The 25,993-nt window shown below is 66.0% G+C and carries 26 protein-coding genes; 2 read left to right on the forward strand and 24 right to left on the reverse strand.

Annotation, left to right across the window (positions count from 1 at the left end; all coding sequences use genetic code 11):
• Window positions 1-9 precede the first annotated feature (9 nt).
• Window positions 10-2,001 carry a conjugal transfer protein TraG gene (locus tag LPB142_RS15640; RefSeq protein ID WP_071166926.1) on the reverse strand — a complete coding sequence of 664 codons (1,992 nt, stop codon included), beginning with the start codon at window positions 1,999-2,001 and terminating at the stop codon, window positions 10-12.
• A gap of 258 nt (window positions 2,002-2,259) precedes the next feature.
• On the opposite strand from LPB142_RS15640, the gene LPB142_RS15645 reads away from it, so the two are divergent.
• Entirely contained in the window at window positions 2,260-2,988 is a 729-nt protein-coding gene (locus LPB142_RS15645) for a hypothetical protein (protein WP_156894394.1), read from the forward strand.
• A gap of 73 nt (window positions 2,989-3,061) precedes the next feature.
• On the opposite strand, the gene LPB142_RS15650 is transcribed toward LPB142_RS15645, so the two are convergent.
• The 8 genes from LPB142_RS15650 to LPB142_RS15685 all read right to left on the reverse strand — a co-directional run bounded on the left by LPB142_RS15650 (window position 3,062) and on the right by LPB142_RS15685 (window position 9,163).
• Complete coding sequence (locus tag LPB142_RS15650; protein WP_071166928.1) at window positions 3,062-5,134, reverse strand: DUF3363 domain-containing protein; 2,073 nt, start codon at window positions 5,132-5,134, stop codon at window positions 3,062-3,064.
• 309 nt (window positions 5,135-5,443) lie between these two features.
• Window positions 5,444-6,118: a lytic transglycosylase domain-containing protein gene (locus LPB142_RS15655; protein ID WP_083392705.1), complete on the reverse strand. Its 675-nt coding sequence runs from the start codon at window positions 6,116-6,118 to the stop codon at window positions 5,444-5,446.
• A gap of 5 nt (window positions 6,119-6,123) precedes the next feature.
• Window positions 6,124-6,459 carry a DUF736 domain-containing protein gene (locus tag LPB142_RS15660; protein ID WP_071166929.1) on the reverse strand — a complete coding sequence of 112 codons (336 nt, stop codon included), beginning with the start codon at window positions 6,457-6,459 and terminating at the stop codon, window positions 6,124-6,126.
• A gap of 34 nt (window positions 6,460-6,493) precedes the next feature.
• Complete coding sequence (locus LPB142_RS15665) at window positions 6,494-7,039, reverse strand: S26 family signal peptidase (RefSeq protein WP_071166930.1); 546 nt, start codon at window positions 7,037-7,039, stop codon at window positions 6,494-6,496.
• Window positions 7,036-7,554: a DUF2840 domain-containing protein gene (locus LPB142_RS15670; protein ID WP_071166931.1), complete on the reverse strand. Its 519-nt coding sequence runs from the start codon at window positions 7,552-7,554 to the stop codon at window positions 7,036-7,038. Before LPB142_RS15670 ends, LPB142_RS15665 begins: the two co-directional genes overlap by 4 nt.
• Window positions 7,551-7,733: a hypothetical protein gene (locus tag LPB142_RS15675; protein WP_071166932.1), complete on the reverse strand. Its 183-nt coding sequence runs from the start codon at window positions 7,731-7,733 to the stop codon at window positions 7,551-7,553. Before LPB142_RS15675 ends, LPB142_RS15670 begins: the two co-directional genes overlap by 4 nt.
• Entirely contained in the window at window positions 7,730-8,767 is a 1,038-nt protein-coding gene (locus LPB142_RS15680) for a replication initiator protein A (RefSeq protein ID WP_071166933.1), read from the reverse strand. The genes LPB142_RS15675 and LPB142_RS15680 overlap by 4 nt, the downstream gene beginning before the upstream one ends.
• A 114-nt stretch (window positions 8,768-8,881) precedes the next feature.
• Window positions 8,882-9,163: a helix-turn-helix transcriptional regulator gene (locus tag LPB142_RS15685; RefSeq protein WP_058096056.1), complete on the reverse strand. Its 282-nt coding sequence runs from the start codon at window positions 9,161-9,163 to the stop codon at window positions 8,882-8,884.
• A gap of 327 nt (window positions 9,164-9,490) precedes the next feature.
• Between LPB142_RS15685 and LPB142_RS18580 the strand changes: the two genes are divergently transcribed.
• The gene (locus LPB142_RS18580; RefSeq protein ID WP_083392707.1) at window positions 9,491-10,366 is read left to right on the forward strand and encodes a DUF6602 domain-containing protein; all 876 of its coding nucleotides are present in this window, start codon (window positions 9,491-9,493) and stop codon (window positions 10,364-10,366) included.
• Between the two features lie 312 nt (window positions 10,367-10,678).
• Here LPB142_RS18580 and LPB142_RS19145 read toward each other — a convergent pair whose 3' ends face one another.
• The 15 genes from LPB142_RS19145 to LPB142_RS15750 all read right to left on the reverse strand — a co-directional run bounded on the left by LPB142_RS19145 (window position 10,679) and on the right by LPB142_RS15750 (window position 25,785).
• A complete protein-coding gene (locus LPB142_RS19145) occupies window positions 10,679-11,017 on the reverse strand; it encodes a DUF2285 domain-containing protein (protein WP_198037843.1) in 339 nt (112 codons plus the stop codon).
• A gap of 103 nt (window positions 11,018-11,120) precedes the next feature.
• Window positions 11,121-11,444, reverse strand: coding sequence for a transcriptional regulator domain-containing protein (locus LPB142_RS19150; RefSeq protein ID WP_156894395.1), 324 nt, complete (start codon window positions 11,442-11,444; stop codon window positions 11,121-11,123).
• 122 nt (window positions 11,445-11,566) lie between these two features.
• The gene (locus LPB142_RS15695) at window positions 11,567-11,842 is read right to left on the reverse strand and encodes a DNA -binding domain-containing protein (RefSeq protein WP_071166934.1); all 276 of its coding nucleotides are present in this window, start codon (window positions 11,840-11,842) and stop codon (window positions 11,567-11,569) included.
• Window positions 11,843-11,899: 57 nt separating this feature from the next.
• Window positions 11,900-12,148, reverse strand: coding sequence for a helix-turn-helix domain-containing protein (locus tag LPB142_RS15700; protein ID WP_071166935.1), 249 nt, complete (start codon window positions 12,146-12,148; stop codon window positions 11,900-11,902).
• 250 nt (window positions 12,149-12,398) lie between these two features.
• Window positions 12,399-12,725, reverse strand: a complete 327-nt coding sequence (locus tag LPB142_RS15705) for a DUF736 domain-containing protein (RefSeq protein ID WP_058096062.1) — start codon at window positions 12,723-12,725, stop codon at window positions 12,399-12,401.
• Between the two features lie 572 nt (window positions 12,726-13,297).
• Window positions 13,298-13,738, reverse strand: coding sequence for a hypothetical protein (locus LPB142_RS15710; RefSeq protein WP_071166936.1), 441 nt, complete (start codon window positions 13,736-13,738; stop codon window positions 13,298-13,300).
• Between the two features lie 278 nt (window positions 13,739-14,016).
• Window positions 14,017-14,943, reverse strand: a complete 927-nt coding sequence (locus LPB142_RS15715; protein ID WP_071166937.1) for a DUF2493 domain-containing protein — start codon at window positions 14,941-14,943, stop codon at window positions 14,017-14,019.
• 339 nt (window positions 14,944-15,282) lie between these two features.
• Window positions 15,283-16,335, reverse strand: a complete 1,053-nt coding sequence (locus LPB142_RS15720; protein ID WP_071166938.1) for a DUF7146 domain-containing protein — start codon at window positions 16,333-16,335, stop codon at window positions 15,283-15,285.
• Window positions 16,335-20,660 carry a strawberry notch family protein gene (locus tag LPB142_RS15725; RefSeq protein WP_071166939.1) on the reverse strand — a complete coding sequence of 1,442 codons (4,326 nt, stop codon included), beginning with the start codon at window positions 20,658-20,660 and terminating at the stop codon, window positions 16,335-16,337. The genes LPB142_RS15720 and LPB142_RS15725 overlap by 1 nt, the downstream gene beginning before the upstream one ends.
• 147 nt (window positions 20,661-20,807) lie before the next feature.
• Entirely contained in the window at window positions 20,808-21,452 is a 645-nt protein-coding gene (locus LPB142_RS15730; RefSeq protein WP_071167284.1) for an antitoxin of toxin-antitoxin stability system, read from the reverse strand.
• Window positions 21,445-21,861 carry a hypothetical protein gene (locus LPB142_RS15735; RefSeq protein WP_071166940.1) on the reverse strand — a complete coding sequence of 139 codons (417 nt, stop codon included), beginning with the start codon at window positions 21,859-21,861 and terminating at the stop codon, window positions 21,445-21,447. The genes LPB142_RS15730 and LPB142_RS15735 overlap by 8 nt, the downstream gene beginning before the upstream one ends.
• A gap of 67 nt (window positions 21,862-21,928) precedes the next feature.
• Entirely contained in the window at window positions 21,929-22,477 is a 549-nt protein-coding gene (locus tag LPB142_RS15740) for a hypothetical protein (RefSeq protein ID WP_071166941.1), read from the reverse strand.
• A 193-nt stretch (window positions 22,478-22,670) separates the two neighbouring features.
• On the reverse strand, window positions 22,671-22,835 hold the full coding sequence (locus LPB142_RS19160; RefSeq protein ID WP_107325957.1) for a hypothetical protein: 165 nt from the start codon (window positions 22,833-22,835) through the stop codon (window positions 22,671-22,673).
• A gap of 414 nt (window positions 22,836-23,249) precedes the next feature.
• Window positions 23,250-23,555, reverse strand: coding sequence for a hypothetical protein (locus LPB142_RS15745; RefSeq protein WP_156894396.1), 306 nt, complete (start codon window positions 23,553-23,555; stop codon window positions 23,250-23,252).
• A 91-nt stretch (window positions 23,556-23,646) separates the two neighbouring features.
• Complete coding sequence (locus LPB142_RS15750) at window positions 23,647-25,785, reverse strand: ParB/RepB/Spo0J family partition protein (RefSeq protein ID WP_071166942.1); 2,139 nt, start codon at window positions 25,783-25,785, stop codon at window positions 23,647-23,649.
• Window positions 25,786-25,993 lie beyond the last annotated feature (208 nt).

The raw sequence follows: 25,993 nt of genomic DNA on the forward strand, positions 1-25,993 counted from the left end.
ACGGCGGCCTCATAGATTGATGCCGTCATCGGGGTTCATCGCGACCTGGCGTGCCACCATGCGCATGCGTTGTCGGATGGCGCGGGCCTGTGCCGCGTCGACATCGGGCTCGTCATCAAGGAGGTCGAACTCCTGCACAGGGGCCGGCGGGGGCGGAACGATCTCCTCCTGCTCGGGCAGTTCCGGTTCGCGCCGGATGCCGGCATTCGCCGGGTCGCCACCGAGGCTGTCAGGCGCGTCGGGCTGCACGGAGGTCGCAGCGGGGGTTAGATCAGACCAATCGTCGGACGGCCGCAGCCCCCCGACCGCGACCGATCGGTTTCGCAGGTCAGGCGGCGGCAGCACCCGTTCCCGGAAACGCTGGTCCTCGAAGTAGCGGGCCTTGGTCGCCCGGATCGGCGGCACGCCGGCCACCATTACGATCTCGTCGCTGGGCGGCAATTGCATGACCTCGCCCGGTGTCAGCAGTGGCCGCGCGGTTTCCTGACGCGAGACCATCAGATGCCCAAGCCAGGGCGCAAGACGATGCCCGGCATAGTTGGTGGAGTCGCGCATCTCGGTTGCCGTGCCAAGCGCATCGCTGATCCGTTTCGCGGTCCGCTCATCATTGGTCGCGAAGGCCACGCGGACATGGCAGTTGTCGAGGATCGCGTTGTTCGGGCCGTAGGCACGCTCGATCTGGTTGAGGCTCTGCGCGATCAAAAAGGATTTCAGGCCATAGCCCGCCATGAAGGCCAGTGCGCTTTCAAAGAAATCGAGGCGGCCGAGCGCGGGGAATTCATCCAGCATCAGCAGGAGTCGATGGCGCTTGCCCGAAGTCTTCAGCTCTTCCGTCAGGCGCCGCCCGATCTGATTCAGGATCAAGCGGATCAGGGGCTTGGTGCGGTTGATGTCCGATGGCGGCACGACCAGGTAGAGACTGGTCGGGCCGGGCCCTTCCACCAGATCGGTGATCCGCCAGTCACAGCGCGCCGTGACCCGGGCGACGACGGGATCGCGGTAGAGGCCGAGGAAGGACATGGCGGTCGAGAGGACGCCGGAGCGTTCATTCTCGGATTTGTTCAGAAGCTCTCGGGCCGAGGAGGCGATCACCGGATGCACGCCGCCTGACCCGAGATGGGCGGTTTCCATCATGACACGCAGCGTCGCCTCGATCGGCCGACGCGGGTCCGACAGGAAGTTTGCAACCCCCGCGAGGGTCTTGTCCCGCTCGGCATAGAGGACATGGAGGATCGCGCCGACCAAGAGCGAGTGGCTGGTCTTTTCCCAATGGTTGCGTTTGTCGAGGCTGCCTTCCGGATCCACGAGGATATCAGCGATGTTCTGGACATCGCGGACCTCCCATTCCCCCCGCCGGACCTCGAGCAGCGGATTGTAGGCCGAGGACGCGGCATTGGTTGGGTCGAAGAGCAGCACCCGCCCATGGCGCGACCGGAACCCTGCCGTCAGCCCCCAGTTCTCGCCCTTGATGTCATGCACGATGCAGCTGCCGGGCCAGGTCAGGAGGGTCGGCACCACAAGGCCGACACCCTTGCCGCTGCGGGTGGGCGCAAAACACAGGACATGCTCCGGCCCGTCATGGCGCAGATAGGCCCGGTCATGACGCCCGAGGACCACACCATCGGGGCCGAGCAGACCGGCCGCATGGATCTCCTTCGCCTCCGCCCATCGGGCCGAACCATAGGTGGCGACGTTGCGCGCCTCGCGCGCCCGGATGATCGACATGAGGAAGGCTGCGGCGATGGCGAGCGCCGCGCCAGCGACGGCGATGGCGGCCCCTTCCATGAAGATGCCCGGGGCATAGGCATCGAAGGAGAACCACCACCAGAAGAACGCGGGCGGATGATAGACGGGCCATCCCGCTGCCTCGAACCAGGGCGCGCCAAGTTGGGGCTGGAAGCCGAGGCGAAAGGCCACCCATTGCGTCGCCGCCCAGACCATCACCAGGACGATCGAGAACACGGTGATGATCTGGCCCCAGAGAATCCGGCCTCCCCGCATGCGCGCTCCTGCAAGACACGGCGTGTGGCCCATCTGAAGGCGGTGATACAGGGCCTTGGCAACAGGGCTATCGTGGTCGGGACACAGTCGGATAAGGGGGGCGGCACATGGGATGGGCTGTACACGTTCGACCCACGCGTTCAAAACCTGTGGTGTTCGCCACCCAGGATGAAAAGACGACTGGCAGCTTCGAGCCCATTGCTGCCATTCAGATGCTGCCGCAAGGTGCCGTAAGCATGGTCAGCACGGGGCCGATAGATGTTCAGCTTGAGAATACAGTGCAGCTTTCTTCTTCTCGCCATGGGGTTGACGAGCCAGACTGCCCATGCCGAGGGCGATATGGATCGTTGCATTTCGCGGCAGCACCAACCGACCGGCGTCGGGCTGAGCAGGCTGCCCTCTGCCGTTCATGGTCTGGAGCCGCTGGTTAGCCTTCCCAGTGAAGGCCACCTGAAACTGCATTCCGCTTCGTCAGACTGCTGTAGCAATTGGCCCTCCCCGACCGGGGATCTGACCTTTCTCGCCGGTCCCTATGATCCGGTAAATCGGCGCCTGTATATCTGGGGGTTCGACAGAAACGGATGGATCGAAGTCGTCGAGGCCGGGGGCACATGGGTTTTTGGCGAAAGCGGAACAATCGAGCCGAGGCTTTACGAGCCTGCCGACGACATCGAGGACGTCACTACAATCGAGCGTAGCGAGATTCTCGGGGTCCAGTTCTATGGCGGTCATACCGCGCCCCACTGGTTGACGGGCAGCCAGTCCTACAGGGTCTACCAGATCAGCGGCCCGGAAGTGTCGCGCGTGCCAGAACTCGAAGCGGGGAGGCTCGACTATGTGGGTGATGATCTGGCTGCCGGATTCGCTGTCTTTGCGCCTGCCGGAGCATCATGGGGGAGCAGCCCGGAAATGCTAGTCTGGTATGATGGGGCCGGGATTGTGATGCCCCCGGCAGGCCTGCCACCCTTGACGGGCTTTTGCCGATAGCGGGGCTTCCAGTGTCTGCTTCGTCCCGCAAAGCTGTCCGTCACAATGTACCGAACACAACTAGGCCTGCGCGTCAGATCCCAAGGTCCTTCCCCCGCCCCAGTTGCCATGCGATCGACCCGCCCTTGACGAGGCCCGTCACTTCGCGCCCCAGCTGGGGATCAATGACCGGTCGCCACGGGACCAGCGTGAATTCCTGGCTCTGTTCGACCAGGGCGAACTTGCCGCTGGCGAGGTGCACGGTGTCCGTGAAGGTGCCGCTGACCCTTGCGCCGTCGGCGGCGGGACGGAAGGCGAGACCCTTGCGCTCGGCCAGGGATGCCCCGACGCGGGCGAGTTCGCGGTCGCGCAGGGTCGCTAGCAGATTGCGGCGGTAGAGGAAGCGCGCCCCCTGCCGCGTCGCATCGCCACCAGCGAGGTGCCGGTCGCGGCGCTGGTCGAGGGCCTCGTGCACCTCCTGCCCGAAGCCCGAAGACGCGATGTCAGACCGATCGCCGCGGAGGAGCCGCTGGTCGAGCCAGGTGGCGCCATCGGCCCCGATCTGTTTGTCGAGCGCAATGGCCGACAGAACCCGGACCGTCGCTTGGCGGTTGCGACCCGCGTCATGGGCGGCCGCACGGCGCTCATAGTCCTCGGGGATCCGCCATCGATCCGCGTCGAGCCGCTCGACAATCCCGGCACGGCGCAAGGCCTCGAGCCTGCGGACATGGGCATCGACGAAGCCCGCATGATCGCCACCCGGCACCCGGCCCTCGAACCGGGCCTGTTCCAGATGGCGGCTCGGCCGATAGATGCCGTCCTCGGCCATGGCAGCGATGGCGCGATCCGAAGGCCGGGCAGCGGCATCGGCGGGCCCGACCTCAACGATGCTGCCGACCTTTGCCTCCTCGAGGCGGTCGGCATCTAGCCCCGAGACATGATGGGTCCGGCCGTCGATACCATCTACCACCAGGGTCAGGCTCTCGCCCATCTCGTCTGTCAGAAACTTGTCCACGACCCGACCGCTGATCGGCGTCTGGGGCGCAGCATCATGGACCTCGAAGGTCATGGGATCTCGGGTCAGGCCATCGGCCTTCAGGGCGCGATGGATGCTGCGGATGATGTCGCCACGCTCCCCCATGGCGCGCAGCGTCGACTCCAGCCTCGGGTTCAGCTCCCAGACGCCCGGAGCATGTTCCGTGGCAAGACCCATCTTCTGCAGTCGATCAAGGCGACGCAGACGCAAGGTCCGGTCGAACTGCCGCCGCGCCTCCTGCGGTTCGGGACGCAGGTCGAGGAGACCGTCCTCGGCCTCCGCGATCATCGCGCGATCGATCCGGGTGAGCCGGTCCTGGTCGACTTCGGCCGCGAGCTTGCGGGCCTGCTCGCGTTCCGAGACCGGGCCAAGTTCCAGCGTGGCAAGCGCGCTCGCCCGCTCCCGGATGCCATGGGCGAGGTAGTCGCCATTGATGACGAGGGTTTCGCCGCGATCATCGCAACCCCGCACGATGACATGCACATGGGGATGACCCGTGTTGTGGTGGTTGACGGCGACCCAGTCGAGCTTTGTGCCGAGGTCGGCTTCGACGCTGCGCATGAGGTCGCGGGTATGCCCTGTCAGGTCGGGAAGTTCCGCGGCATCCTCGGGTGCGATGATGAACCGGAACTGATGGCGATCGTCGCGACCGCGCGCGAGGAAGGCCTCGCCATCGGCTTGATCCTCAGTCGCGGAATAAAGCCGTCCCGGCGCGCCGTCGCGGGATGTGCCATCGCGCTGGATGTAGCGCAGATGGGCGGCCCCCTTCCCGCTGCGGCCCGCCTGCCGGACATAGCGGGTCTTCACCACGACCCTGCGCATGCCCGGCGCGCTGTGCCGCCAGCCGCCGGAAAGGCCACGGGCGCGGACAAAGGCCGCGCCCCGCCCGCGCCGGACGCCTGCCCCTTCCGCACGCCGTCCCGCCGCCTTCACTCCCTTCCCGGCCGGATTGGCAGGGTCACGGGAAACGCCTGAGGGCGAGCGCGCCGCGCCGCGCGCGGGTCGGTTGCTGTGCTGGCGGGCGAGCTTCTTCGCACGAGTCAGAAAGCTCTTGGCCTTGCCCGCCTTCGGACTGTCCGAGCGGATGGCCCCCGGCCTCAGTTCGAACCGGTTCTCGTCATCGCCGCTCATGGACCCGTCCGGGGATCAAGGGGCGCTTGTGGGTAAAAAACGTGGCACAGTGCCGCAAATAGCCGCTAAAATTCAGCGACTTGCCGCACAGCGCGGCACCACAGCCCGAAGAACTGGGTGCCGCATCCGCGCCCCGAAAACAGTGTGCAGACAAGGGCTTGCCCAGAAACCGGCGCCTTGGGGTGCCGGTTTCCTTTATCTTGCCCTCCGCCTTCCCTGCCTTTTCCTCTTCTGCCGCCGGGATCGCAGCCAGGCGTGCCTTCCCCGAACCTGTCGGCTCCCGGTAGCATTCCGATGCCGTGCATGTGCTCATGGTCCGCCCGACCCTTCGCCAAGCGTCACGAAAATCCCGTCCGCCGGGCGCTCGGAATCCGGCGCGCTTCCCGGCATGCCAGGCGCCATTAGCTGGTCGGACCGCGCCACGAACAGCGCCGCATCGCGCCAGTCCGGCGGCAGAGTTTGCGCAGCCATCTGCGCTTCCGATGCAGTCCCACTGCCGAGAAGAGGGGCGAGTGCCGCCACATAGGCACGCGTCTCGGCCGGCAAGGTGCGACCGGTTTCGAGATAGTCGTCGTAGCGACCTGGACCGGCATTGTAGGCGGCAAGCATGGCAGCGATAGTGCCGTAACGGTCCCACATTTCGCGCAGATAGGCGGTCCCGGCGAGGATGTTGTCGCGTGGATCATGAGGGTCATCTCCGAGCCCGTGGCGCGTCCGCAAGGCGGCCCAGGTGCCCGGCATGACCTGCATCAGCCCCATGGCTCCGGCATGGCTGACGGCGCTGGGATCATTGGCGCTTTCGGCGCGCATCACCGCGACGATCCAGGGTGCCGGGATCCCGAAACGCTGTGCCGCCTCGGCAATGAAGGCGCCATGGGGATGCTCCGCGATCTGCGCCGGAATGGGCTCCGCATGCGCGATGGCCGGGCCTTGGCTGAACGACAAGAGGACGCAAACGAGCGCCGCAATCTGACAGTGCCGCATGGCCGTCAGTCCCGGTCTTCGCGGGGTTTCGGGCGGTTCCAGTGCAGCGACCAAGCGGCACCGGCGTCATCGTCGCGAAAGAGATTGGCGCGGATCGGCTGCGGCAAGGCAGGATCGTCGAGCAGGACCGAGAGGTACTCACCGGCCTTCTCGCCGCTGCGCTTCCACGCGGCCCCGACCTCCGGACCCTCTGCATCATCGGCATGCACCCGGTAGGCGGGCGCGTTCTCGGCCTCGCTGTTTTCCACCGGGACGAGCGCAAGCGAGAGGTCGAGTGTGAGCGTCCGGAGCTGTCCGGTGAAGCCCGTTTCTTCGCGGGTGAACTGTCCGATCTGTGTCATGTCGGGTCTCCTGTGTTTGGGGTTGGGTGGGCTGTCAGGGGTGGATGAAGCGCCCGTCTCGGGGCTCGGCGGCGTCGGAAGCCACCCAGATCGGGCGCGCCATGCCAATGACGGCGTCAGCCGGGAGCGGCCCAAAATAGCGGCCGTCGAGGCTCTCCCGGACTTCGCGATTCATGAGGAAGATTTCGCCGTCCTGAAGCAGGTGGCAGCCCTGCCAGTCGGGCAGATCGCGACCGAGCCGATCCCGCGGCAACGCCTCGCCGAGGACGATGTCATCGACGGTAATGGTTGCGCCGGTGCGGCAAATGCGCTGTCCCGGCAGGCCCGCGACATGCTTCAATAGCGGGACATCCGCGCCGATGTAGCCGCGCGTGACCATGAACGCGGCAAGAGGCGCAGGCGGAATGACCGCGACGAGGTCGCCGACTTCGAGCCCGGTCGGGCGCTCGACCCAATAGAGGCCGAGCGGCACGCTGGCAGATGCGTTCCAGATCAGCCACGCGGGCAGAACTGCGACGGACGGAGCTGCAAGACTCGCCAGACCCATCGCGGCCAAGAGGAGGATCACGGGGCGCTTCATGGCCAGATCCTGCGCCGCGCAAGCCAGGCCGCATGCCGCGCCGAGGAATAGACCGACGGGGACTGCCCGGCCGCCAGGCGATTGTGGACATGACGCCAATGATCCGGCGCGACGGCGGTCGGATCGATCCCGAGCGCTTCGATGGCGTCGATGATTTCCAGGGTGCGCTTGACCCTCGGCCAGCCATCGAGCTGCAGCAGGATTTCGGCACCGGGATGCACGAAACCGAGGGTCTGGAAGGGCTCGGTGCGGAAGACCGCGCGCAGGATGACGAGCCGTGCCGCGACAGTTCCGTGATCGTTTCCGGCCCAACGGATGCAGGCGAAGACCGCACCGGAGGCGAAGGCGAGCCTCCGTCTTTGCCGGTCGATCACCTGTTCACGGCATGCATGGCCGAAGCGGATCCACTGCTCGACGCGGTGTCGATGGAAAGTCAGATCAACCCAGGTGATCGACGCAATGGGTTGATCGTTCGACGCGTGGCCTTGGAACTTAGGCGGGAGTTGTCCAGTCATGACAGAGCTTCCTCTGCAGCGGAAAAACCGCGACCGAGCAGGTTGCGCGGCATCGTGCCGACAATCTTTCTTGTCTGACCGGTCGAACCCTCGACGCCTCCCGGCAACTCGACGGCGAGATCGAAGGCGAAGGTGGGCTTCCTGACCCCGCCCCTCGGGATGTGGAGCGCGCGGGTCATGGCCGTTCCCCCGGCTTGCCGAGGGGCAGTTCTGGTTCTCGTGGAACGGGCTCGTCGGGCCCCCTTCCCCGCCGCCGATACCCGACCTTCAGCGCGGCACCCGTCCTTGCGATCAGGGTTTCGACAGCGGTCCTGCGCTCTTCAAGGTTAGAATCTTTGTTAGACTCTAAGTTAAGGGCGCGATTTTCTGTTGTGGTGCATGTGGTTGAGCCCGGTTTCGGTTCCCGATAGCACGAGCCCCCGGTTCCTGATGGCACGATACCCCGGGTTCCCGATGGCACGAGGCCATTCACAGCTTGTCCACAGGGCGCGGCAGGCTCGAAGGCCAGCAGCATGCGGCCACCGGTTTCGATCTCGGCGAAGAGGACATAGCCGGGCAACGGCTGGCGGCGGATGATGTCGCGCAGCTCGAAGGCAAAGCGCTTGAAGGGCGAGAGGCTTCCGGATTTCTGATGCAGGTGACGGAAATCGAAGCGCCAGCCGCCCGCCTGCCGCCCACCATGCTTGCGCACGAGGCGGTAGAGCCAGCGGTCGAGCCCGCCGGTCAGATCAAAATAGGCGCGGTCGATGGTCAGGATCAGCGCGTCATCGAGGACGGCGCGGTAGAACCAGTCCGGGACGATCAGTTCGATCCCGTCCGGTCGCCCTTTGCTGTCGCTGCGTTCATGCCATTCGTTGATCCAGGAGAAGCGATGGCGCCGCCCCTCGGCGGGCTGGCGGATCGTCGTCGCCACCGTGGTCGATTGCAGCCGGTCCAGCGCAGCCTTCAGGCGCTGATAGTCCCGGAGCGACGTCCCGCGCCCGGTGAAATTGAGGATCTCATAGGGCGTGGCCGCCATCAGACGCGAGGTGCGCAGGCCCGCATCGCGCGCTTCGACAATCTGGCTCGCCGCCCAGATCAGGATGTCTGCATCCCAGATAGTGGCCATGCCGTGGTCGGGCACGGCTTCGACCCGGATCGCCACATTGCCCGCCACGAAATCGATGGGGCGTATGCGCGGCGACTTGGAGAGGGAGAAGAACGGATAGGCCATGAGATCCTGCGCGTCACGTGGGGCGAACTCCCCCGGAAGCGCCCGAAAGAGGTCCAGTTGGCCGCGCTCGGAGGCGCTGCGGGGCGTCGGGGGCATGAGGAACGGGAAGGGCCGTCAGCGCGTCGCGCGCGCTGGCACGGCATGCGGCGACGCCGTCATGCGCTTGGCCGGCAGGACCTGGCCGCGCGGATCGGAGGTCGAGGTGACCGAGCCGCGCGCAACCCAAGCTGTCAGATCATCGACCGAATAGACGACGCGCCCGCCGAGCTTGTGATAGGCCGGGCCGGTTCCATAGGTCCGGTGCTTTTCCAGCGTGCGCGCCGACAGGCTGAGGAACGTGGCGGCCTCCTTGGTGCGCAGGTAGCGTGGCGGCAGAACGGCGAGATCGGGTCGCATGGATGGGGCCTCCGTGGGACTGTGGAAGGCCGTCGGCAAAGCACGGCCTGTCCCGCGCAGGCTGGCGAAGAAGGACCGGAAAGGGGGATGAGGAAGATTGGGGGTGGAAGTAACCTACCCCCGACGAGAGGCCTCGGCGGTCCAACCTCCGACCTGAATAAGGGTTATCTCCTATTCCGGCTTCTGATGGCACCTTAGAAACTTGGCCTCTGCTGTTGGCAGATGACGGCGCAAGCCAGGCCACCGTAAGAAAGACGCATACCTCATTGTCAGATGCGTGAACGCCAACTAGCGTTCGGGACAGGCTTAGGGTGGGGAGCGTGCGCAATGGACGGAAGAAGGCTCCAAGATTTTTGGAACCAGGAAGTGCTAGCGCTTCTGGCTGTTTACAAACAGTTCGAGACGCTCCTGCCCAGCTCTTTTGCCGAAGGCGCAGGGCACCGCGGCGAGGATGGCAGGTACGTCGAAGCCCTTCTGCGGAATTACCTGCAAAAGTATCTTCCCAAAGATCTTGAAGTGCTAACTGGCTTCATTTTACGCCCAGCCGTCAAGACTGGAAAAAACACGCGGAACAGGAAGAACCAAATAGACAAACATTCTACCCAGCTCGACATTATTGTTTGTGACACCGGCACCTATCCAGTGTTTCAACGAATGGGAGAGACGGTGATCGTACCACCTGAGGCCGTTATTGCCGTATTTTCAGTAAAAAAGAAGCTACGCGATGCAGATATAGCGGCTGAATGCAAAGCGCTAGCAGCCGTGGGCCAGATTTGCCGATCGGATGAAGGCAAGCCACAAGAACGTCGCCGCGGGCCATTCCTTGGATTAGTGGGGGCCAGCTCACAGTTTGCGGACAAACGAGTAGCGAAGGAAAAGAAGATTTTCCAGAAGCTAGCAAAACTCTACGCTGATCCGCCTACCTTCGACGACATGGTTGGCTTCATTGGAGATCTTTCGGGCTGGTACGTCTTTAAGGCTCGTCCACCTGAAAAATTGACGTCCAACAATAGCGCGGCTAGTTATCGATATTTTTCGTTAACGGAGAATGAGCTGCATCATGGCTTCCAGTTCCTAATCTCCGGAATCCTATCGGTCTATTATGATGAAACTCGACGAAATATGAAGCGGCCAGGCTATACATCTTTTCCACGCTTGCCAGCCAAGGAATTGGGTACAATTCCGTTCAATGGACTGCGGTAAGAACTGACTATCGTGCCGCTGCTTGAAACTGCTTCTCAATTAAGCTCGAGGAAAAATCAAAAAAGGGCCGCTTTGGATACCAAAGCGACCCTTCATCCGGTTTTTTCCGCTATCAGCCATCAGGAGTGACCGGAAACACACTTTGGCTATGTCGTTGGCAAGAACTGCACTCGCCGTTGAAAGTAGAGATAGCGCATGTTGCGACGCGTTTCAAGGAAGACATCTTCTTCAAAGCCGACCTTCGTTCAAGGTACACCATCGGTGGATTGGCTGAGGTCGACGATATTCACTCTTTCCTAGGCGACGCGCACCCTAAGGTTTGCGACGGTGCCGCAAGAGACCCAAATACCCGCCGCCGATGAGGGCGGAGGCATTGCGGGCGAGCGTGATGACGGCGGCCCGCAGTGGGGAGGTCTTCCATGGTTCGCCCAAGACGCGCCGTTCCCCGAAGAGCGCTATGCCGATCTCGCGGTAGCTCGAGCCTGCGGCGCGACCGTCGGCGGCCTGCATCATCAGGCGGAACCGCTGACGCTGGTATCGGGTCATGCGGGTGTCGCGCGGGACCGGGCGCGCCTTCAGCATCTGCCAGAACCGCTGGATCGCTTCTATCCGGCCCGGCAGATCGTCATCAAGGGGCAGCAGGATAGCCATGGAACCGGAGCCGGTGCGCCTGGCCATGTTCAAAAAAGGAACCGGACCATCCGTGCCCAAAGCGCCAAAGCGCCCCTCCTCTGTTTCCGCCTGAGACGGCAGATCAAGCGCAATGGTCCGCGGCAAGGGTGGCCGGAAACCGGGTACCTCGCCCAGAAGCACGGTGGCCGGATTGGCGTGAGGTGACCAGATTACGGGCTGATTGAGAATTGAGAGCCTTGGGTCGGCCGGAAAATCGCAGGCCCCAGCGATGCTGGGCTTCCTCCTCGAACGGAGCACGCACGGCCTTTTGCGTCACGATGTCGGCGAAGCACGCCTGATAGTCGAGATCACGGCGCAGGCATTCCCAGGCGATGCCTTCAACCGAAAGCTCATCGTAGAAGTCATAGGAGTCCTGGTTCCGCCACTTCGATGTATCCGGCCCCATCTCTCAACCCTCGACAGAGTCAAAACACGCATGGGTTGACAGGATTTCAGCACAGGGAAGCCAGGAAAAGGCACGGAAGGGTGCAGCAGATGATGCCGCTGCAGCATCACCGCGCGCAGGGGTTACCGGGTGCCGGAACGTGGCGCCAAAAGCTGCCGATAGCCGCTTTGCGTCATCCAGCGCGCCCGCGCCAGATGGCTGTCATAAACCCGCCGCGCGCGTTCGGGTTCGCGGACAGGGTCTATCCCGAACAGGACCTCAACAGCCTCGGTCCAGTCCGCGCCATCCGCTGTCGCATCGAGAAGCCGCATGTAGAGCTTGATGTGCCTGCGGTCGTAATCGGTGATGTCCGCGTTGGTGGGGGCAAGCTCGTCGAAGGCCGGGATCGTGGGCTTCATGGTGCGGTCCCCGAGAGCATCGGCACGGTGAGCCGTCTGCCATACCGCCCTATCGCGTCACTGGGTCTTCTCGTCTCGGCCATGCTCCAGCATCACTCCCTGCCCGCGCTTGTCAGACAGGATGACGATCCCTGCGGCCTCGAGTGCCCGGCGAACCTGATCCCGTGTCGATTCATACACCTCCAGCCGGTTCTCGGACTCGAGGCGTTTCAGGGCAGTCAGGGATATTCGGGCCTTGTCAGCGAGCGTCTCCTGCGTCCAACCCAGCAACGCGCGTGCGGCCCGCGACTGTCGAGCGGTGATCATGCATGATCACCTCCCATCGCGACCGGCGCGCATTCCAGAACTACGACTATTTTAGTCGCTCTAGTCCAATCCGCCACTGGAAACTGAGGTTTCGCAGAGCGGGCTATCCCTTTGTGAATTCCCGCGATTCGCCGCCAGCGCCGACCCCTGCAGGTCACGCGGTGGTCCCGGCGCGGTCGCGGTGGGCATCGCCTTTCGCGGCGGGCATGGAAAAGGCCCCGGTCTTGCGACCGGGGCCTTGTGGTCCGCGTCAGTCGGCGCGGCGGCCGTTGGGGCGGGACCAGATCAGCGAGAAGCCCTCGCCGTCCTCGTCGTCGAAGAGGTTGGCGTAGATCGGGGCGGTGAAGCTCGGATCGTCGAGCTTGAGGCCCAGATAGTCGCGGCCCTCGTTCGAGCGCTTGGACCAGGCGGCGCCGATCTCGGCGCGGCCGACCAGAACCCGGTGGCTGGGGGCGTTCTCGCCGGTGGCGCGCTGGTCAGGGACGATGCGCACGCCCTTGGCCTGGACGCTGAGGGTGACGATGTCGCCGGTGAATTCGTTCGTGCCGGTCTTCTTGAAGGTGCCGATGGTCGCCATGGTAAGTCTCCGTTTTCCGTTTCCGAGCCCGCACCATTGCGGCCTCGATGGCGATCGACAGGACGGAGACGACCGCTGGCGCACCCCCGCCCGGCGGGGGCCTGACAGCACAGGAGGAACTTTCTTGCTCCCGCGAGGAATGGCGGCCTTCGGGCCGGCAGGGGAAGAAAGTTGTGACGACGCTGTTGCGCCGAAGCGGTCGAGGCGAAGCCGGTCTTCGGCCAGATCAGGCCATTGAAGAGGCCGTATGGAGCGGTCTGGACACGGGGAGCAGACGGAGACACTGGCGACAGGCCACCGCAAAGGCAGGCAGGACGGAAACACACCGACGATCCGTCTCCACCTTCCAGGCCTTGCGCAAAGTCCAACCCGAACCATGCCACCGGCCCCGCCTCCCCAGACGGGTTCGGCAACCGCCCGCCGATGCGGCCTTGCCCGTCCCGCGCTCTGGACAGGACAAGAACAGGGCCTCGCGACGATCCGAAGGAACGCAACCGATTCAGCCCCCCAACCCGACGAGACAGGCAGGCAGGGCCTCCTCGCTCTGGTCACCCCACCTGCCTGCCCGACCTTCAGCCGCGGACCAGGCTCACACCCGCATCGCCGGGGGCCGCCATGCCTGCGACCCGCAGAAAGGCCGTGATGCCCACCGCGACCGCGCCGATGATGGCAAAGACGACCTGCCAGACTTCAGACGGCATCAGGAGCCGGGTGATCCCCAAGACAGCGTGAAACCCCGCCACGCCAGCCGGTGCAACGAAGGCCAGCGCGATCAGAAGCCGCGCCCAGAGCGGACGGACGACCAGCAGGAGGCCCTGACCAAGGGCCAGCACGAGCCCGGCGCCTGCAAGGCCGATAACGGTCGCGCCCAGCCACCCGGCACCGGTCCCATAGGCCCAGGTGCCGAGGGTGACGCCTGCAAAGAACGGCAGCGCGAAGACGGCGAGATTGAACAGCAGCCAGCACATCGTGCCGATGGCCGCCAGAGAGACGAGGAGTCCAAGAAAAATCATGGGGGTGGCTCCGCACAAATGGTTGGACGGTCGCGCCTCCACCACCACCACGGCGCGAGCAGAAAGATAGCATTGTTTTGGGCCGGCCGCGAGCCTCAGGTATCTTGTATCGGCGGCATCCGCCCCATGCAGCGGTGGCATCCGAGCTGATCACCTCAACCTTTGCCATGAAGCCGAATACCGGGGTTTCAGTCCGGCAGGCCCAAGCATCGTCGAAAGCACCCCACCGATGCGGGTCCATCGAACTACAGTGTCGGACGTCACGGCGTTGGCAGCGCTTACGCGCTGCCCGTCCCGATGCGGATGACAGGGATACCCATCTTGCGGGCCTTGTCCGCCAGATTGTCCTGGATGCCGGTGCCCGGGAAGACGATGACGCCGATCGGCAGCGTCGCGAGCATCTGGTCGTTACGCTTGAAGGGCGCGGCCTTGGCGTGTTTCGTCCAGTCGGGCTTGAAGGCGACCTGGGGCACCTTGCGATTGCTGGCCCAGGTGGCGGCGATCCGTTCTGCGCCTTTCGGCGATCCGCCATGCAGGAGGACCATGTCCGGGTGCTTGGCATGGACCTGATCGAGCTTTTCCCAGATCAGGCGATGGTCGGTGGTCTCGCCGCCCGAGAAGGCGATCTTGGGCCCTGCGGGCAGCAGCACCTCGGCATCGGCCCGGCGTTTGGCGGCGAGAAAGTCGCGGCTGTCGATCATGGCCGCCGTCATATGGCGGTGGTTGACGCGGGAGCCGGTGCGCGGCGACCAGGGGGTGCCGAGCGTGCGCAGATAGATGTCGGCGGCGGTTTCGCAGAAGAGCTCGAGGCTGTCGCGGCGATCGAGCAGGCCTTGCCCGATGGCGATCAGCGTCTCGAGCTGGACAGATTTGACCTCGGAGCCATCCTGTTCGCGCTGCAGCCGCTTCTGGGCCTGCTCATTGTCATCAAGCTTGCCCTCGATCCGCAGGACCGCGCGGTGGAAGGTGTTGACGGTCGACCAGAGGATCTCGTCGAGGTCGAAGTCGAGGCTGGTATCGGCCATGGTGGAGATCAGGGCGTCGAAGATATCGGCGACCGCGGTGCGGATGACGTCATCCTCGGGCGGGATCCGGGGGTCGGCCTCGTCCTCGGCGGGACGGTAGCCATAGAGTTCAAGGGCTTCGACGACATGCCCCGTGGGCGAGGTGCTGTGATCGGCGTCGAAATCGTCATGGGCATACATGGGAGGCGTCCTTGGGCTGGACCGCGACCGTCGCGGCCTTCGTGGCGACGAAAGCCCACGGGCGGACCGGTCAGGCAGCCCGAGCCCCTTGCGAGGGCCTTGATGGCCAAGCCCGGCTGATTTGGATCGCGCTGTAAAGGCGGGCCTTCCGGGGTCCCCGCGCGACCTGTCGCGTGGGGTGGATGCCCGCCGACGGAAATCAGTCGGGCGCCGCCATTGCCGGGCCGGGCCGCTTGTGGGCCGCTCGCCCTCTCGAAGGCCGAGGCGCGGTCCCCTTGCCCGATGACGCTGCACTCCCGCGCCCATGATCTTTTCGCCACAGGCCGATCCCCTGCCCCGTCACGGCACCTGCATCGGACCCATGAACCGGCTCACGTCCTCCGGGGCGAGTTGTGGCCGGACCCAGGCCCGGAGCGCATCCCGCCCGCGAACAACGAGATCGTCGTTGAAATCCCCCAGCATCGGCGAGAGTGCCAGCGCCTCGACCCCGGCCTCGTTGGCCCGGGCGACCAGCGCCTCTCGCGCGATCCGTCCTGCCGGATCGTTGTCGCAGACGACATAGAGCCTGCGCAGCTGCGCCGGGAACAGGACGGCTGTCAGGTGGCCTGCCGACAGGGCTGCGACCATCGGCAGTCCGGGCAAGGCCTGGCGCAGCGACAGGACCGTCTCGATGCCCTCGCCCGCTGCCAGGATATCCTGCGCGCGGCCGAACCGGACGCCGTGCCCGAGAAGCGTGCCCATGGCCTTGCGCGGCGGATCGAGAGGCGCCTTCTGTCTGCCATCCCGTGCAAGCCAGGTACGATGCGCGCCGGTGACCGTCCCTTCGAGATCGGTGACGGCGGCAATCAGCGCGGGCCAGGTCTCGGTCGCCCCCCCGCTCTCGGGCCGCCAGTAGCAATCGGGAAGAAAGCGCAACGGATCGGCGTTCTGCAGATCCGCGATGCCACGCCCGCGCAGATAGGTTTCGGCGAGGCTGCCCGCGACGGGCCGGGCCATGCGCCAGAGCCGTTGCGCCGCGCCTGTCGAGCCGGATGGTCCCGCGGTGTGCCGCGAAGGGTAGCCCGGTGCGGCTTGCACCTCCTGCGGCAGGCTGAGAAACCGGCGCGCTTCCTCAGCGATCTCGGCAAACTCCATCAGTCCGAGGCTTTCGCGGATGACGTCCAGAAGGTCACCATGTTCGGAACTGGCCGCATCGACCCATTTTCCGGCGGCCCCCTTGCCCGATGCGCGGCCGGTCAGCCGGACGAACATAGACCGACCCGGCGTGTTGCGCACATCGCCGACCAGCCAGTAGTTGCCCTGCTTGCGCCCATTCGACAGGTAGTGACGACAGACCGCCTCGGCCTGTCGGCCAAGACGCTCTGCCAGATCGGTGGCGGTGAGCCGGGTCATCAGGCCGCCTCCCGCGCACCGATCCGCTCGATCGGGAACCGCGCAAAGAGCTTTCCGAGCACCTCGATGCCGCTGGCGTCGACGGGCACGAAGAAGCGCAGCTTCCAGGCGATGATCTCGGTGAAGAGACCATAGGCGCGCAGCCGCTCGCGCATCGCCTCGGTGAAGCCCAAGAGCTCGATGCGCTGCACACCCATGACCCGCGCGCGACGGAGTTGCAGCCCCTCGGCGAGATCAAGGATGGTGCGCCCCTCCATCAGCGCGGCATGGGCGGCCTCGGGCGTCAGGCTCGCCACCGTCCCGGTGACAAAGGCCGTCGCGGCCCAAGCGGGCGACACGCGGCGGCCTATGATCCGTTCGCCATCGTCGGCCTGCAGGCGATAGACGCGGGTCGAGTCCGGTGGCAGGCGCTTCCAGATCGGCAAGAGAAGCCCCGTCACCATATGGAGCGTGCTTTCGGTGAACTCCGGCACGCCCGCGCATTCCGCATCCCAGGCCGCACCAAAGCGGGTCACGTCGGCCTCGACCCAATGGGTCTCGCCCATCAGGCGCAAGGGCACCGCCTGCGCCTCCATGGGCCGGATCAGCCGCACCCGGCGCTCGATCTCGCCATCGTCGAGCATGATGCTGGTCGTCGGGATCTGCACCGCAGCCCGGCCCGAGCGTTCGTTGATGAGGAGCCTCGCCCGCGGATCGGAGAGTTCGGCCAGCGCCGCCTCGCGGGTGACAGGCTGGTTCCGCCTGCGTTCCGCAATGGTCAGAAGCCGGGTTTCGGCGCCGGTGCCGGGATGGGTGTGGATCACCTGGCGGTCGATGACCCGGAAGCTCTCGGCACGCAGGGTTTCGAGCCCCATGTCGTAGCTGCCCGAGGCCATGGCCCCCGCGATCCGCGCCTCAAGAAGCTGCTCGAAGGCGGCGAAAAGAGTGCCCTGCAACGCGATAGGCAGGGCCAGCAGACGGTTGAGGAAGGTGGCGATCGGCGGCAGATCGTCCTTGAGGCCTGTCGCATCCATCAGCTTCAGCCCGGTCGCGGCCTCAAAAGCCTCGAGCGTGCAGCCCTCCACCTTGCCCTTTACGATCAGCTGGTAGAGCTGGCGCAGCGCATCGCGGGCATAGGCCGATTCCAGATTGTCCTCGGGCCGGAACAGGCCCTGTCCGCCGGTCTGGCGCTGGCCGCGGGTGATCGCGCCCAGCGTGTCGAGGCGGCGGGCGATGGTCGAGAGGAAGCGTTTCTCGGCCTTCACATCACTCGCAATGGGCCGGAAGAGCGGCGGCTGCGCCTGATTGGTCCGGTTCGTGCGGCCAAGGCCCTGGATCGCCGCATCGGCCTTCCAGCCCGGCTCCAGCAGGTAATGGACCCGCAACCGCTGGTTCCTCGCGCCAAGATCGGCGTGGTAGCTCCGCCCCGTGCCGCCCGCATCGCTGAACACGAGGATCCGCTTGCGGTCCTCCATGAAGGCTGCGGTCTCGGCCAGGTTGGCCGAAGCGGCGCGGTTCTCGACGGCCAGGCGCGCATCCCGCCCCTCGCCCTTGCGGGTGATCCGCCGGGACCGTCCCGTCACCTCGGCGACCTGATCCGTCCCGAAATGCTGGATGATCTGGTCGAGCGCGCCCGGCACCGCCGGGAGACCCGCAAGCTGTTCGATCAGGGCGTCGCGCCGGGCAACGGCTTCGCGGCATTCCACGGGCTGGCCATCGCGGAACACAGGGCGCGACGAGAGGTTGCCCTCCCCGTCGGTGAAGGGCTCATGCAGCTGAACCGGGAAGGAATGCTGCAAGTAGGACAGGACATGCTCACGCGGCGACAAATCCGTATTCAGGTCATTCCACTCCTCGGTCGGGATCTCTGCCAAACGCCGTTCCATCAGCGCCTCGCCGGTGGAGACGATCTGCACGACGCTGGCATGGCCCGCCGCAAGGTCCCCTTCAATTGCCCGCAGAAGCGTCGGGGTCTTCATCGAGGTCAGGAGATGGCCGAAGAACCGCTGCTTGGTGCTTTCGAAGGCCGAGCGGGCGGCGGATTTCGCCTGCCGGTTCAGTGTTCCCTCGCGCCCGGTGATGTTGGCCGCCTCCATCGCCGCATCGAGGTTGTTGTGAATGACGGCAAAAGCCCCGGCATAGGCATCGTAGATGCGGCGCTGCTCCGGGCTGAGCGGATGTTCCAGAAGGTCGTATTCCACGCCCTCGTAGGACAGGGACCGCGCGGTATAGAGGCCGAGCGCCCGCAGGTCGCGGGCCAGAACCTCCATGGCCGCCACGCCGCCCGCCTCGATGGCCGCGACGAATTCGGCGCGGGTGGCGAAGGGGAAATCCTCGCCACCCCAGAGCCCGAGGCGCTGCGCATAGGCGAGGTTGTGCACAGCCGTCGCCCCGGTGGCCGAGACATAGACGATGCGCGCCTCGGGCAGCGCATGCTGCAGCCGAAGCCCCGCCCGGCCTTGCTGTGAGGCGGCGACATCGCCGCGTTCGCCCTTCCCGCCCCCGGCATTCTGCATGGCATGGCTCTCGTCGAAGATGATGACCCCGTCGAAGTCGCGGCCCAACCAATCGACGATCTGGCGCACCCGCGAAACCTTCTCACCCCGATCGTCGGAGCGCAGCGTGGCATAGGTGGTGAACAGGATGCCTTCGGCCAGCGTGATCGGCTTGCCCTGGGCAAAGCGCGCAAGTGGCGTGATCAGAAGCCGCTCCTGGCCGAGCGCTTGCCAGTCGCGCTGCGCATCCTCGATCAGCTTATCGGATTTGCTGATCCAGAGGGCCTTGCGCCGCCCGCGCAGCCAGTTGTCGAGGAGGATCCCGGCCGATTGCCGCCCCTTCCCTGCCCCGGTGCCGTCGCCCAACATGAAGCCGCGCCGGAACTGGACTGCTCCCTCGGCGGCATCCCGGGCAGCACTCACCGTGTCGAAGGTGGCATCGACCGTCCAAAACCCGGTCAGATGACCGGCATGGGCCTCGCCCGCATAGATCACGGTCTCGAGCTGCGCCTCGGACAGGCGGGCGCGGATGTCGGAGGGCAACAGGGGCCGATAGGTCGGGCGCGGCGGGGCGACCGAGGCCATGGCGGCCGATTGCACCAGCCGGGTCGGATGCGGTTCCGCGCCGGGGATCCGGATCGCTTGCAGCGCATAGGGCTCGTAGATGGCATCGGACAGGCGTCCACCTTCGGGCGGCGTCCATTCGATGGCGTCGTAGGCAAGCTCGACAGCTTCGGGGTCCCTGCCTTGCGTCGGCACGGGACGTGTCGGGCGGAGCGCCCGACCACACGCCCCGCGGACTGGCGACGACAGGGAGCGGCCAACTGGAGCGGTCGCCTGCGGCAGGGACACCGGCAGACGTTCGGGCACTTGCGTCGCGATCCATTGGAGAAGCGTTGCCACATCCGGCGCAGTGCCCGGCGAGGCCGGACAGGCGGCAGGGTTCTCGGCGGGCTGCTTGTCGATCACGGTCAGCCGTGTCTCGATCGTCGTGCCATGCCGCGCATAGACCGACCCGTCGATCGCGGCGGAGAAGACCACCCGACCGCTCGCCTGCAGCCGGATGAAGGCCTCGCGCCAGTTCGGAGCCTCGGACCCGAAACCCGACCCGGTGATAGCGACCAGCCGCCCGCCGGGCGCAAGACGCGCCAGCGCCGAGGCGACGTGTCGGAAGGCGGCCTCCGTGTTGCGCCCGGCGACATGGGCCAAGGCCGAGAACGGCGGGTTCATCACGACGACGGAGGGCACAAGCCCCGCATCCAGATAGTCATCGATCTGTGCCGCATCGACGCGCGAGAGGATCGCGGCCGGAAAGAGGGCGGAGAGGAGATCGGCGCGCGTCGCCGCGAGTTCGTTGAGGATCAGTCTACCGCCCAGTGTTTCGGCGAGTATGGCCATCAGGCCGGTTCCTGCCGAGGGTTCAAGCAAGACATCCGCCGGGGTGATGCGAGCCGCAGCCAGCGCCGCAAGGCCGAGCGGGATCGGTGTGCTGAACTGCTGAAAACTCTGGCTGTCCTCCGAGCGGCGGGTCTGGGTGGGCATCAGGGCCTTGATTTTCGTGAGCTGCGCCAGACGGGCCTCCATGCTGACGGCCTTGCGGAACAGCGCAGGGCCATACTTGCGCAGGAACAGGACCGTGGCGACCTCGCAGGCCTCATAGGCGGATTTCCAGTCCCAGACGCCGGAGGCGTCCGAGGCCCCGAAGGCGGTTTCCATGGCCGCGCGCAGGATCGCAGCGTCGATCCGTGTGCCCCGCTCGAGATGGGGAAGCAGAAGCCGGGCAGCGACCAGGATGGCCGTAGCAGGCGAAATCGATGCGGCCGGACCGGCCGCGGGGGAAAGGCTGTTCATGTCGGATGACCTCGGGAGAGCGGGACGGGCAAGGTTCCGGACGGCGCTCTCTCCCCCGCCCGGATCCGCCCTGTCGCGGCCCCCTCTCCCTCTCGCACGCGCCGCAAAAGAAGAAGCGCCCCGACCTCGCGGTGGGGCGCTTTCGGGTCAACCGAAGCGGCGACCGGCTTCGGTGAAGGTATAGTCATTGGCGCGCAGGCTCTCGTCGACCGCCTCGTCCGAGGTCAGATACTCGTATTCCCGCTCGAGCTGCCGGTAGAGCCAGCGGGCGAGGTCCCGCAGCGCCTCGGTGACGATGTCCCCGGCATCGGGCGTCATGTCCTGTTCGGTCGGGCTGTCGCGTTCGACACTGATGCGCATGCTGTATTCGTGGGAGTAATGCCCGTGATGGGTGATCTCGGCGCGCAGCTGGAAGAAGTTGCGCCGCTGGATCGCCTGCAGCCGGTCCGCGATGCCGTGCAGCACGGCGTCCTGAGGGGCATGGGCTCGCAGACGGGCCGCTGCCCCACTGGCGTATCGCCAGACCCCTTCGTAGCAGGCGCCGTCGCCTTGCGACCAGAAGCCCCGGAACCAGATGCAGGGGTCCTGCCGCGGGCCGCCCCCCATCAGACGGACGGTCCGGGTGCGGAAGCGGATGCCGAGGATTTCGGCGATACTCTGGAAATCCTCGTAGACGGCATCGTACCAGTCGTAATCGAAGCCGCCCTCGCGATACCAGGCGCGGGCCTTTTCCTTCGCCGCCTCGGACAGCTCATCGAGGCGATAGACCGTGGTTTCGATCACTTCAGGCATGGCCGGCACCTCCCGTCAGCAGGGCCGACAGCCAGCCATCGGTGGAGATCCAGTCGACAGTCTCGCCGGTCGCGAGGTCGATGACATGCGCCCCGCCGCCGAACCCGTCGACCCGGGGCCTCGAGCAGGTTGTCGCATATTGCAGACCCCATCGGCCGATCAGACCGAAGGTCGCGGCGCAGCGTTTCACGAAGGCGATGACCTGCGCGGGATCGCCGGTGCCCTCGTCACGCATCCAGAGCATCGTGCCGCCGTGCTCGGGCTGGATCGACAGCGCGAACCCGTCCGAGGGGGGATCCTCCGCCGCGTTTTCTTGCGACAAGGCCGTGTAGAGATCGAGTGCGCGGGCGGCATTCTCGGGAGTACCCACGTCAAGCAAGCAGGAAAAGTGGATGAAGTAGTCAGCCATGACAGCCTCCGGATGGAAGAAGGCCCGGGGGAGTGACCGGGCCAGTGCTGGGGAAAGGAGAAGACCGTCAGGCGGCCTGCGGCAGGCTGAGCAGCGCCGCCGCGGTGGCCCGCCAGAAGGGATCGACCAGCCGCGCCTCGAGAAGGCTGGCCCGGGACCGGATGGTGCTGGCGGTTTCGCGATCTCCGCGCCCCTCGGCGGCGAAGGCCTGGCCGCGCAGGCGGCTCGCCTCGGTCACGATCCGGCGCGCCTCGGCGTCCGAGGCGACGGGCGGCTGCCAGAGGATGACATCGGCGCGGATCGCTCCGGCGAGGACGAGGCCATGCGCGCGATCCTCGATGACCGCGAGACGCGGCTGAAACTCGGAAAGAGCGACCGCACCCGGATAATCGCCCTTGGACACGATCAGGGCAGCAAGGCGCATGGCCTCTTCGGCACAGGTGACCTCCTTGAGGGCAAGACACTGCTCCTGGGTCGCCTCGGCCTCGTCAGGGCTGATGCGGCCGAGGCAGGAGACGCGCAGCGGCAACCTCCGCGCGCCCTGCAGCGCGGGAAGGAGGTCATGGGCCAGGATCTGGCCGATGGGGCGGAAACCGCCCTGTCGGGAAAGGATCATCGGGATCACTCCGCGACGGGCGGCGGAGGCCTCTCCTCCACCTCGCACCCGTCACGGCCCAAAGGCCCGCCCTCTTCCTCTCTGCCGGGGGCTGCGGCGCCGGCCTCACGCGTGCCGACGCGCTGCCATGGCAGCGGAAAAACCCGGAACCCGCATGCGGGTCCGGGTCGGGGGAGTGAGGCGCGGCCGCGCCTCAGGCCCAGGGATCAAGCTCCAGTTTCACCATGCTCTCCTCGCCGTCGAATTCATCGGCGGGCATGGCGCCATGGGTGCCGTCACCGGCCTCGAACACGACAATCGACACGAGCAATGTGGCGGCGAGGCTGGCGGCGAAGGCGATGGCATCTGCGTAGGACATGGGTTCCGGCTCGTGTCTTGGAGGCGGGGGACCATCCCCCGCGCGACAGGCGCCCGACGTGTCTGACCGGATCTGCACTCACCCTCGCGCGTTCACATCCCTGAACGCCGAGGGCGGCACGCGCGCGTAAGCCGACCCCTCTGGGGTTGAATGCCCAAGAGACGGATCAGACCAAGGTCAGCGCATGGAAGCGGGGATGGTCTCTGCCACGGACCCGCAGCCGGATACCCGTCGCAGATGCCCTGCCGAGCCAGCCTTGACGCCCAGCAAGACGATTCAAGCAGAACCGTGGGCCGGTGATTTCGGACCCGATCCCGACGCCAGAATGCGGGTCGAGAGGCAGGGTGAAACTGAGGCTTGATCAGCGCCCTGCAATTCAGCCACGCCTTAGTTCGGCCGACGGCGTCAGCAGGCTCAGTCCCAGAGCCCCTCCGCGACCTCGCGCGCGACCATGGCACGCGCCTTCAGCATGACCTCGTCGCCGGACAGGTCTGCATGACCAAAGAACCGAGCCCTTGCGCCATGGTGCAGCCAGTCGGCGTAACGGCAATACTCGCGCGCCTCCAGACGGAAGGCGCGCAGGTCTTCGGCCCAGTGCGGCTTCGGTTCCACGACGACGGTGATCCCGTCGCATGTCTCTTCCCAAGGCAGCGATCGCTCGGCCATCGGGTTGGTGCGATCCTCGCGGAAGATCTTGTCGATATCGATGAGAGGGGGCACGGGGTCTCCAAAAGCGGAAAGGCCCGGCACATGGCCGGGCCCGGAAATGATGATCGGGCAAGATGGGGCGACCTTCGCCGCCCCAGGGTGATCACTCGGCAGCAACGGGGGGCTGCGTCTCATCCTCATCTTCGGCCGGTGCATCGTCCTCACCCGCGAGAAAGTCGGGCAGGTCTTCGCCCTCGGACCCAGACGCTGTGTCGACATCGGCGCCCGCATCCGGAAGCGTCTGGCGAAGCGGCTCCGGCAACCAGCCGGTATCCGCCAGCAGGCGCTCGGCCTCCTTGGCCATCTCGCCCTTCTTCAGGTGCGCGATCAGATCGGCCGAGCGGTCGCCCGCACCTTCCCGCACCGCCTCGATGATGCGCGGCTTGCTTACCCGGCCGAGGTAGTTCCCGGCCGTCGGCCGCCAGCCCGCCGCGACCATGTCGAGGCCCGTCGCCTGCGCCAGACGATCAGCCTGCGCAAAGCGCTGCGCCAGCCCGTGCTGGCTCACCCCCATGCCGCCATAGGGGTTCGGTTTCTCGTAGAGCGCGTTGACCCCGAAGCTCACGCAATGCGCCAGAAGCTCCAAACGCGATGCGTCGTCGAGGGCGTTGAGCCAGTCCCACAGCGCCGCATCGTCGGCCGGCACGTGCTCGCCCCAGCGCTCATGCCGCTCGGCGATCGCAAGCGCCGAGGCGCTGTCGCGCAGATCCTCGGCCTGCGCCGGGAAATGCACCTCGCGGACCTGCGCCTCGAGGCAGCCCCTTCCCGACTGCCGAAGGAAGCTGTCCGAGACCAGCCGATGCAGAAGCGCGGTCAGGGCGACATGCGGGGATTTCGCCACGGCATCCCGCAAGGCGAGGGTGCGATGGGCGGTCAGTTCGGTAACAAGCCGATCCGGCAAGGGCCGGATCGCGTCCGCCCCATCCTCTTCGTCGTCGCCCTCCACGGCCGCGCCGCCGATGGTGATGACAGCCCGCGTCGGCTGGCTTGGTTCAGCCCCTGCGGGCAAATACCCCTCTGCCCCATCGGCCTCCTCACCCTCGGGTTCCGCGACCGTCTCGTCCTCGGGCCGGACATACCCTCGCTCGACGCGCAGCCGACCGTCGGAGTCGATGCTGACAAAGGCACCCGCCTTTGCCATCTGACCGGGGGCATAAACCATCGGGCGGCTGTCGAAGGCCTCGAGCGCCGCCTCGATTTCGCCGAGCCGCTGGTCGATGTCATCGGGCAGCTCCTCCGCCTCGGCATACTCGGCTTCCAGCCGGTCGTATTCGTCGCGCAGCGCCTCGCGCGTCGCGCGCTCATCATCTGTCAGGTCGACCGTCGTTCCCGCCAGTTGCCGCAGCCCCTGCAGATGGCCGTAGGGGAAGTTCACGGCGACCTCGATCCACTTCCAGCCCTCGGCGGCAATGGTCTCGGCCTCGGCCTTCAGCTTCTCGCCGACGAGACGGTCGAGCAGGACCGAGTCCTGCAGCCAACCGCCGTCGTCCTGCTGGAACAGATCGCGCAGGACAGAGCCGCCCGCCGCTTCGTACGCGTCGATGCCGACGAACAGGGCCCGCTTGTCCGAGGCGCGCACCGTGGTTTCGGTCAGAAGGCGGCGGATGTGATAGGGCTCCTTCTGCCAGCCGTTCCGGATCGCCTCCCAGACTTGCTCCTGCCGGGCGTGATCCTCCGAGACCGTGAAGGCCATTAGTTGCTCGAGCGTCATGCCGTCATCGGCATAGACATCGAGCAGCGCGGGCGAGACCGACGCGAGGCGCAGGCGCTGCTTCACCACCTTGGCATCCACGAAGAAGGCCGCGGCGATCGCGTCCTCGGTCATGCCCTTGTCGCGCATGGCCTGGAAGGCGCGGAACTGATCGAGCGGATGCAGCGGTGCACGCTCGATGTTCTCGGCCAGCGACAGCTCGTCGATCAGGATGCCGGTCTGCGCCTCGGACAGGACGCAGGGCACGGGCGCGGTCTTGGCGAGGCGCTTTTGCCTGACCAGAAGCTCCAGCGCCCGGAAGCGGCGCCCGCCTGCAGGCACCTCGAAGAGGCCGGTTTCCTGACCATCGGCGTCAAGGACGGGCCGGACATGCAGGGACTGGATCAGCCCGCGCCGGGCGATCGACTCGGCCAGTTCCTCGACCGAGACCCCGGCCTTGACGCGCCGGACGTTCGCCTGGCTCAGCACCAGCTTGTTGAAAGGAATGTCGCGCGAGGACGACAGCGTGATCTTGTGAATGGCAGAGGCCATGGTCTCAACTCCATGACGGGCGCCGGGGAGCCTCTCTCTCCGGCCTCCAACCCGTCAGGAGACCCGCCCCCCACCTCTCCCTCTCGTTGCGGCATCTGCAATGTCGTATGTGTTGGGACAGCCGTCAGACAAGTTCAGCACTGGTCATTGGTACAAGAATACAAAGGAGGTCTTTTCCCAAGTCGTAAGCGGACGCAATTATAGCCCT

The sequence above is a fragment of the Rhodobacter xanthinilyticus genome (assembly GCF_001856665.1).
GTDB classification, from domain to species: Bacteria; Pseudomonadota; Alphaproteobacteria; order Rhodobacterales; family Rhodobacteraceae; genus Rhodobacter; species Rhodobacter xanthinilyticus.

Excerpts from the sequence above, each read along its gene's own strand:
- LPB142_RS18580 (WP_083392707.1), top strand. The coding sequence starts at position 9,491 with ATGGACGGAAGAAGGCTCCAAGATTTTTGGAACCAGGAAGTGCTAGCG.
- LPB142_RS19160 (WP_107325957.1), bottom strand. The coding sequence starts at position 22,835 with ATGTCCTACGCAGATGCCATCGCCTTCGCCGCCAGCCTCGCCGCCACA.
- LPB142_RS15740 (WP_071166941.1), bottom strand. The coding sequence starts at position 22,477 with ATGATCCTTTCCCGACAGGGCGGTTTCCGCCCCATCGGCCAGATCCTG.
- LPB142_RS15730 (WP_071167284.1), bottom strand. The coding sequence starts at position 21,452 with ATGCCTGAAGTGATCGAAACCACGGTCTATCGCCTCGATGAGCTGTCC.
- LPB142_RS15725 (WP_071166939.1), bottom strand. The coding sequence starts at position 20,660 with ATGAACAGCCTTTCCCCCGCGGCCGGTCCGGCCGCATCGATTTCGCCT.
- LPB142_RS15685 (WP_058096056.1), bottom strand. The coding sequence starts at position 9,163 with ATGCGACCCGATCTCGCCGTTCTGCCGCCACGCTACCTGCGCACCAAG.
- LPB142_RS15750 (WP_071166942.1), bottom strand. The coding sequence starts at position 25,785 with ATGGCCTCTGCCATTCACAAGATCACGCTGTCGTCCTCGCGCGACATT.
- LPB142_RS15675 (WP_071166932.1), bottom strand. The coding sequence starts at position 7,733 with ATGACCCGCGCGCTCCACATCCCGAGGGGCGGGGTCAGGAAGCCCACC.
- LPB142_RS15655 (WP_083392705.1), bottom strand. The coding sequence starts at position 6,118 with ATGCGGCACTGTCAGATTGCGGCGCTCGTTTGCGTCCTCTTGTCGTTC.
- LPB142_RS15710 (WP_071166936.1), bottom strand. The coding sequence starts at position 13,738 with ATGATTTTTCTTGGACTCCTCGTCTCTCTGGCGGCCATCGGCACGATG.
- LPB142_RS15715 (WP_071166937.1), bottom strand. The coding sequence starts at position 14,943 with ATGTATGCCCATGACGATTTCGACGCCGATCACAGCACCTCGCCCACG.
- LPB142_RS15735 (WP_071166940.1), bottom strand. The coding sequence starts at position 21,861 with ATGGCTGACTACTTCATCCACTTTTCCTGCTTGCTTGACGTGGGTACT.
- LPB142_RS19150 (WP_156894395.1), bottom strand. The coding sequence starts at position 11,444 with ATGGGGCCGGATACATCGAAGTGGCGGAACCAGGACTCCTATGACTTC.
- LPB142_RS15695 (WP_071166934.1), bottom strand. The coding sequence starts at position 11,842 with ATGAAGCCCACGATCCCGGCCTTCGACGAGCTTGCCCCCACCAACGCG.
- LPB142_RS15705 (WP_058096062.1), bottom strand. The coding sequence starts at position 12,725 with ATGGCGACCATCGGCACCTTCAAGAAGACCGGCACGAACGAATTCACC.
- LPB142_RS15670 (WP_071166931.1), bottom strand. The coding sequence starts at position 7,554 with ATGACTGGACAACTCCCGCCTAAGTTCCAAGGCCACGCGTCGAACGAT.
- LPB142_RS15720 (WP_071166938.1), bottom strand. The coding sequence starts at position 16,335 with ATGACCCGGCTCACCGCCACCGATCTGGCAGAGCGTCTTGGCCGACAG.
- LPB142_RS15660 (WP_071166929.1), bottom strand. The coding sequence starts at position 6,459 with ATGACACAGATCGGACAGTTCACCCGCGAAGAAACGGGCTTCACCGGA.
- LPB142_RS15665 (WP_071166930.1), bottom strand. The coding sequence starts at position 7,039 with ATGAAGCGCCCCGTGATCCTCCTCTTGGCCGCGATGGGTCTGGCGAGT.
- LPB142_RS19145 (WP_198037843.1), bottom strand. The coding sequence starts at position 11,017 with ATGGCTATCCTGCTGCCCCTTGATGACGATCTGCCGGGCCGGATAGAA.
- LPB142_RS15645 (WP_156894394.1), top strand. The coding sequence starts at position 2,260 with ATGTTCAGCTTGAGAATACAGTGCAGCTTTCTTCTTCTCGCCATGGGG.
- LPB142_RS15700 (WP_071166935.1), bottom strand. The coding sequence starts at position 12,148 with ATGATCACCGCTCGACAGTCGCGGGCCGCACGCGCGTTGCTGGGTTGG.
- LPB142_RS15650 (WP_071166928.1), bottom strand. The coding sequence starts at position 5,134 with ATGAGCGGCGATGACGAGAACCGGTTCGAACTGAGGCCGGGGGCCATC.
- LPB142_RS15680 (WP_071166933.1), bottom strand. The coding sequence starts at position 8,767 with ATGGCCTATCCGTTCTTCTCCCTCTCCAAGTCGCCGCGCATACGCCCC.
- LPB142_RS15640 (WP_071166926.1), bottom strand. The coding sequence starts at position 2,001 with ATGCGGGGAGGCCGGATTCTCTGGGGCCAGATCATCACCGTGTTCTCG.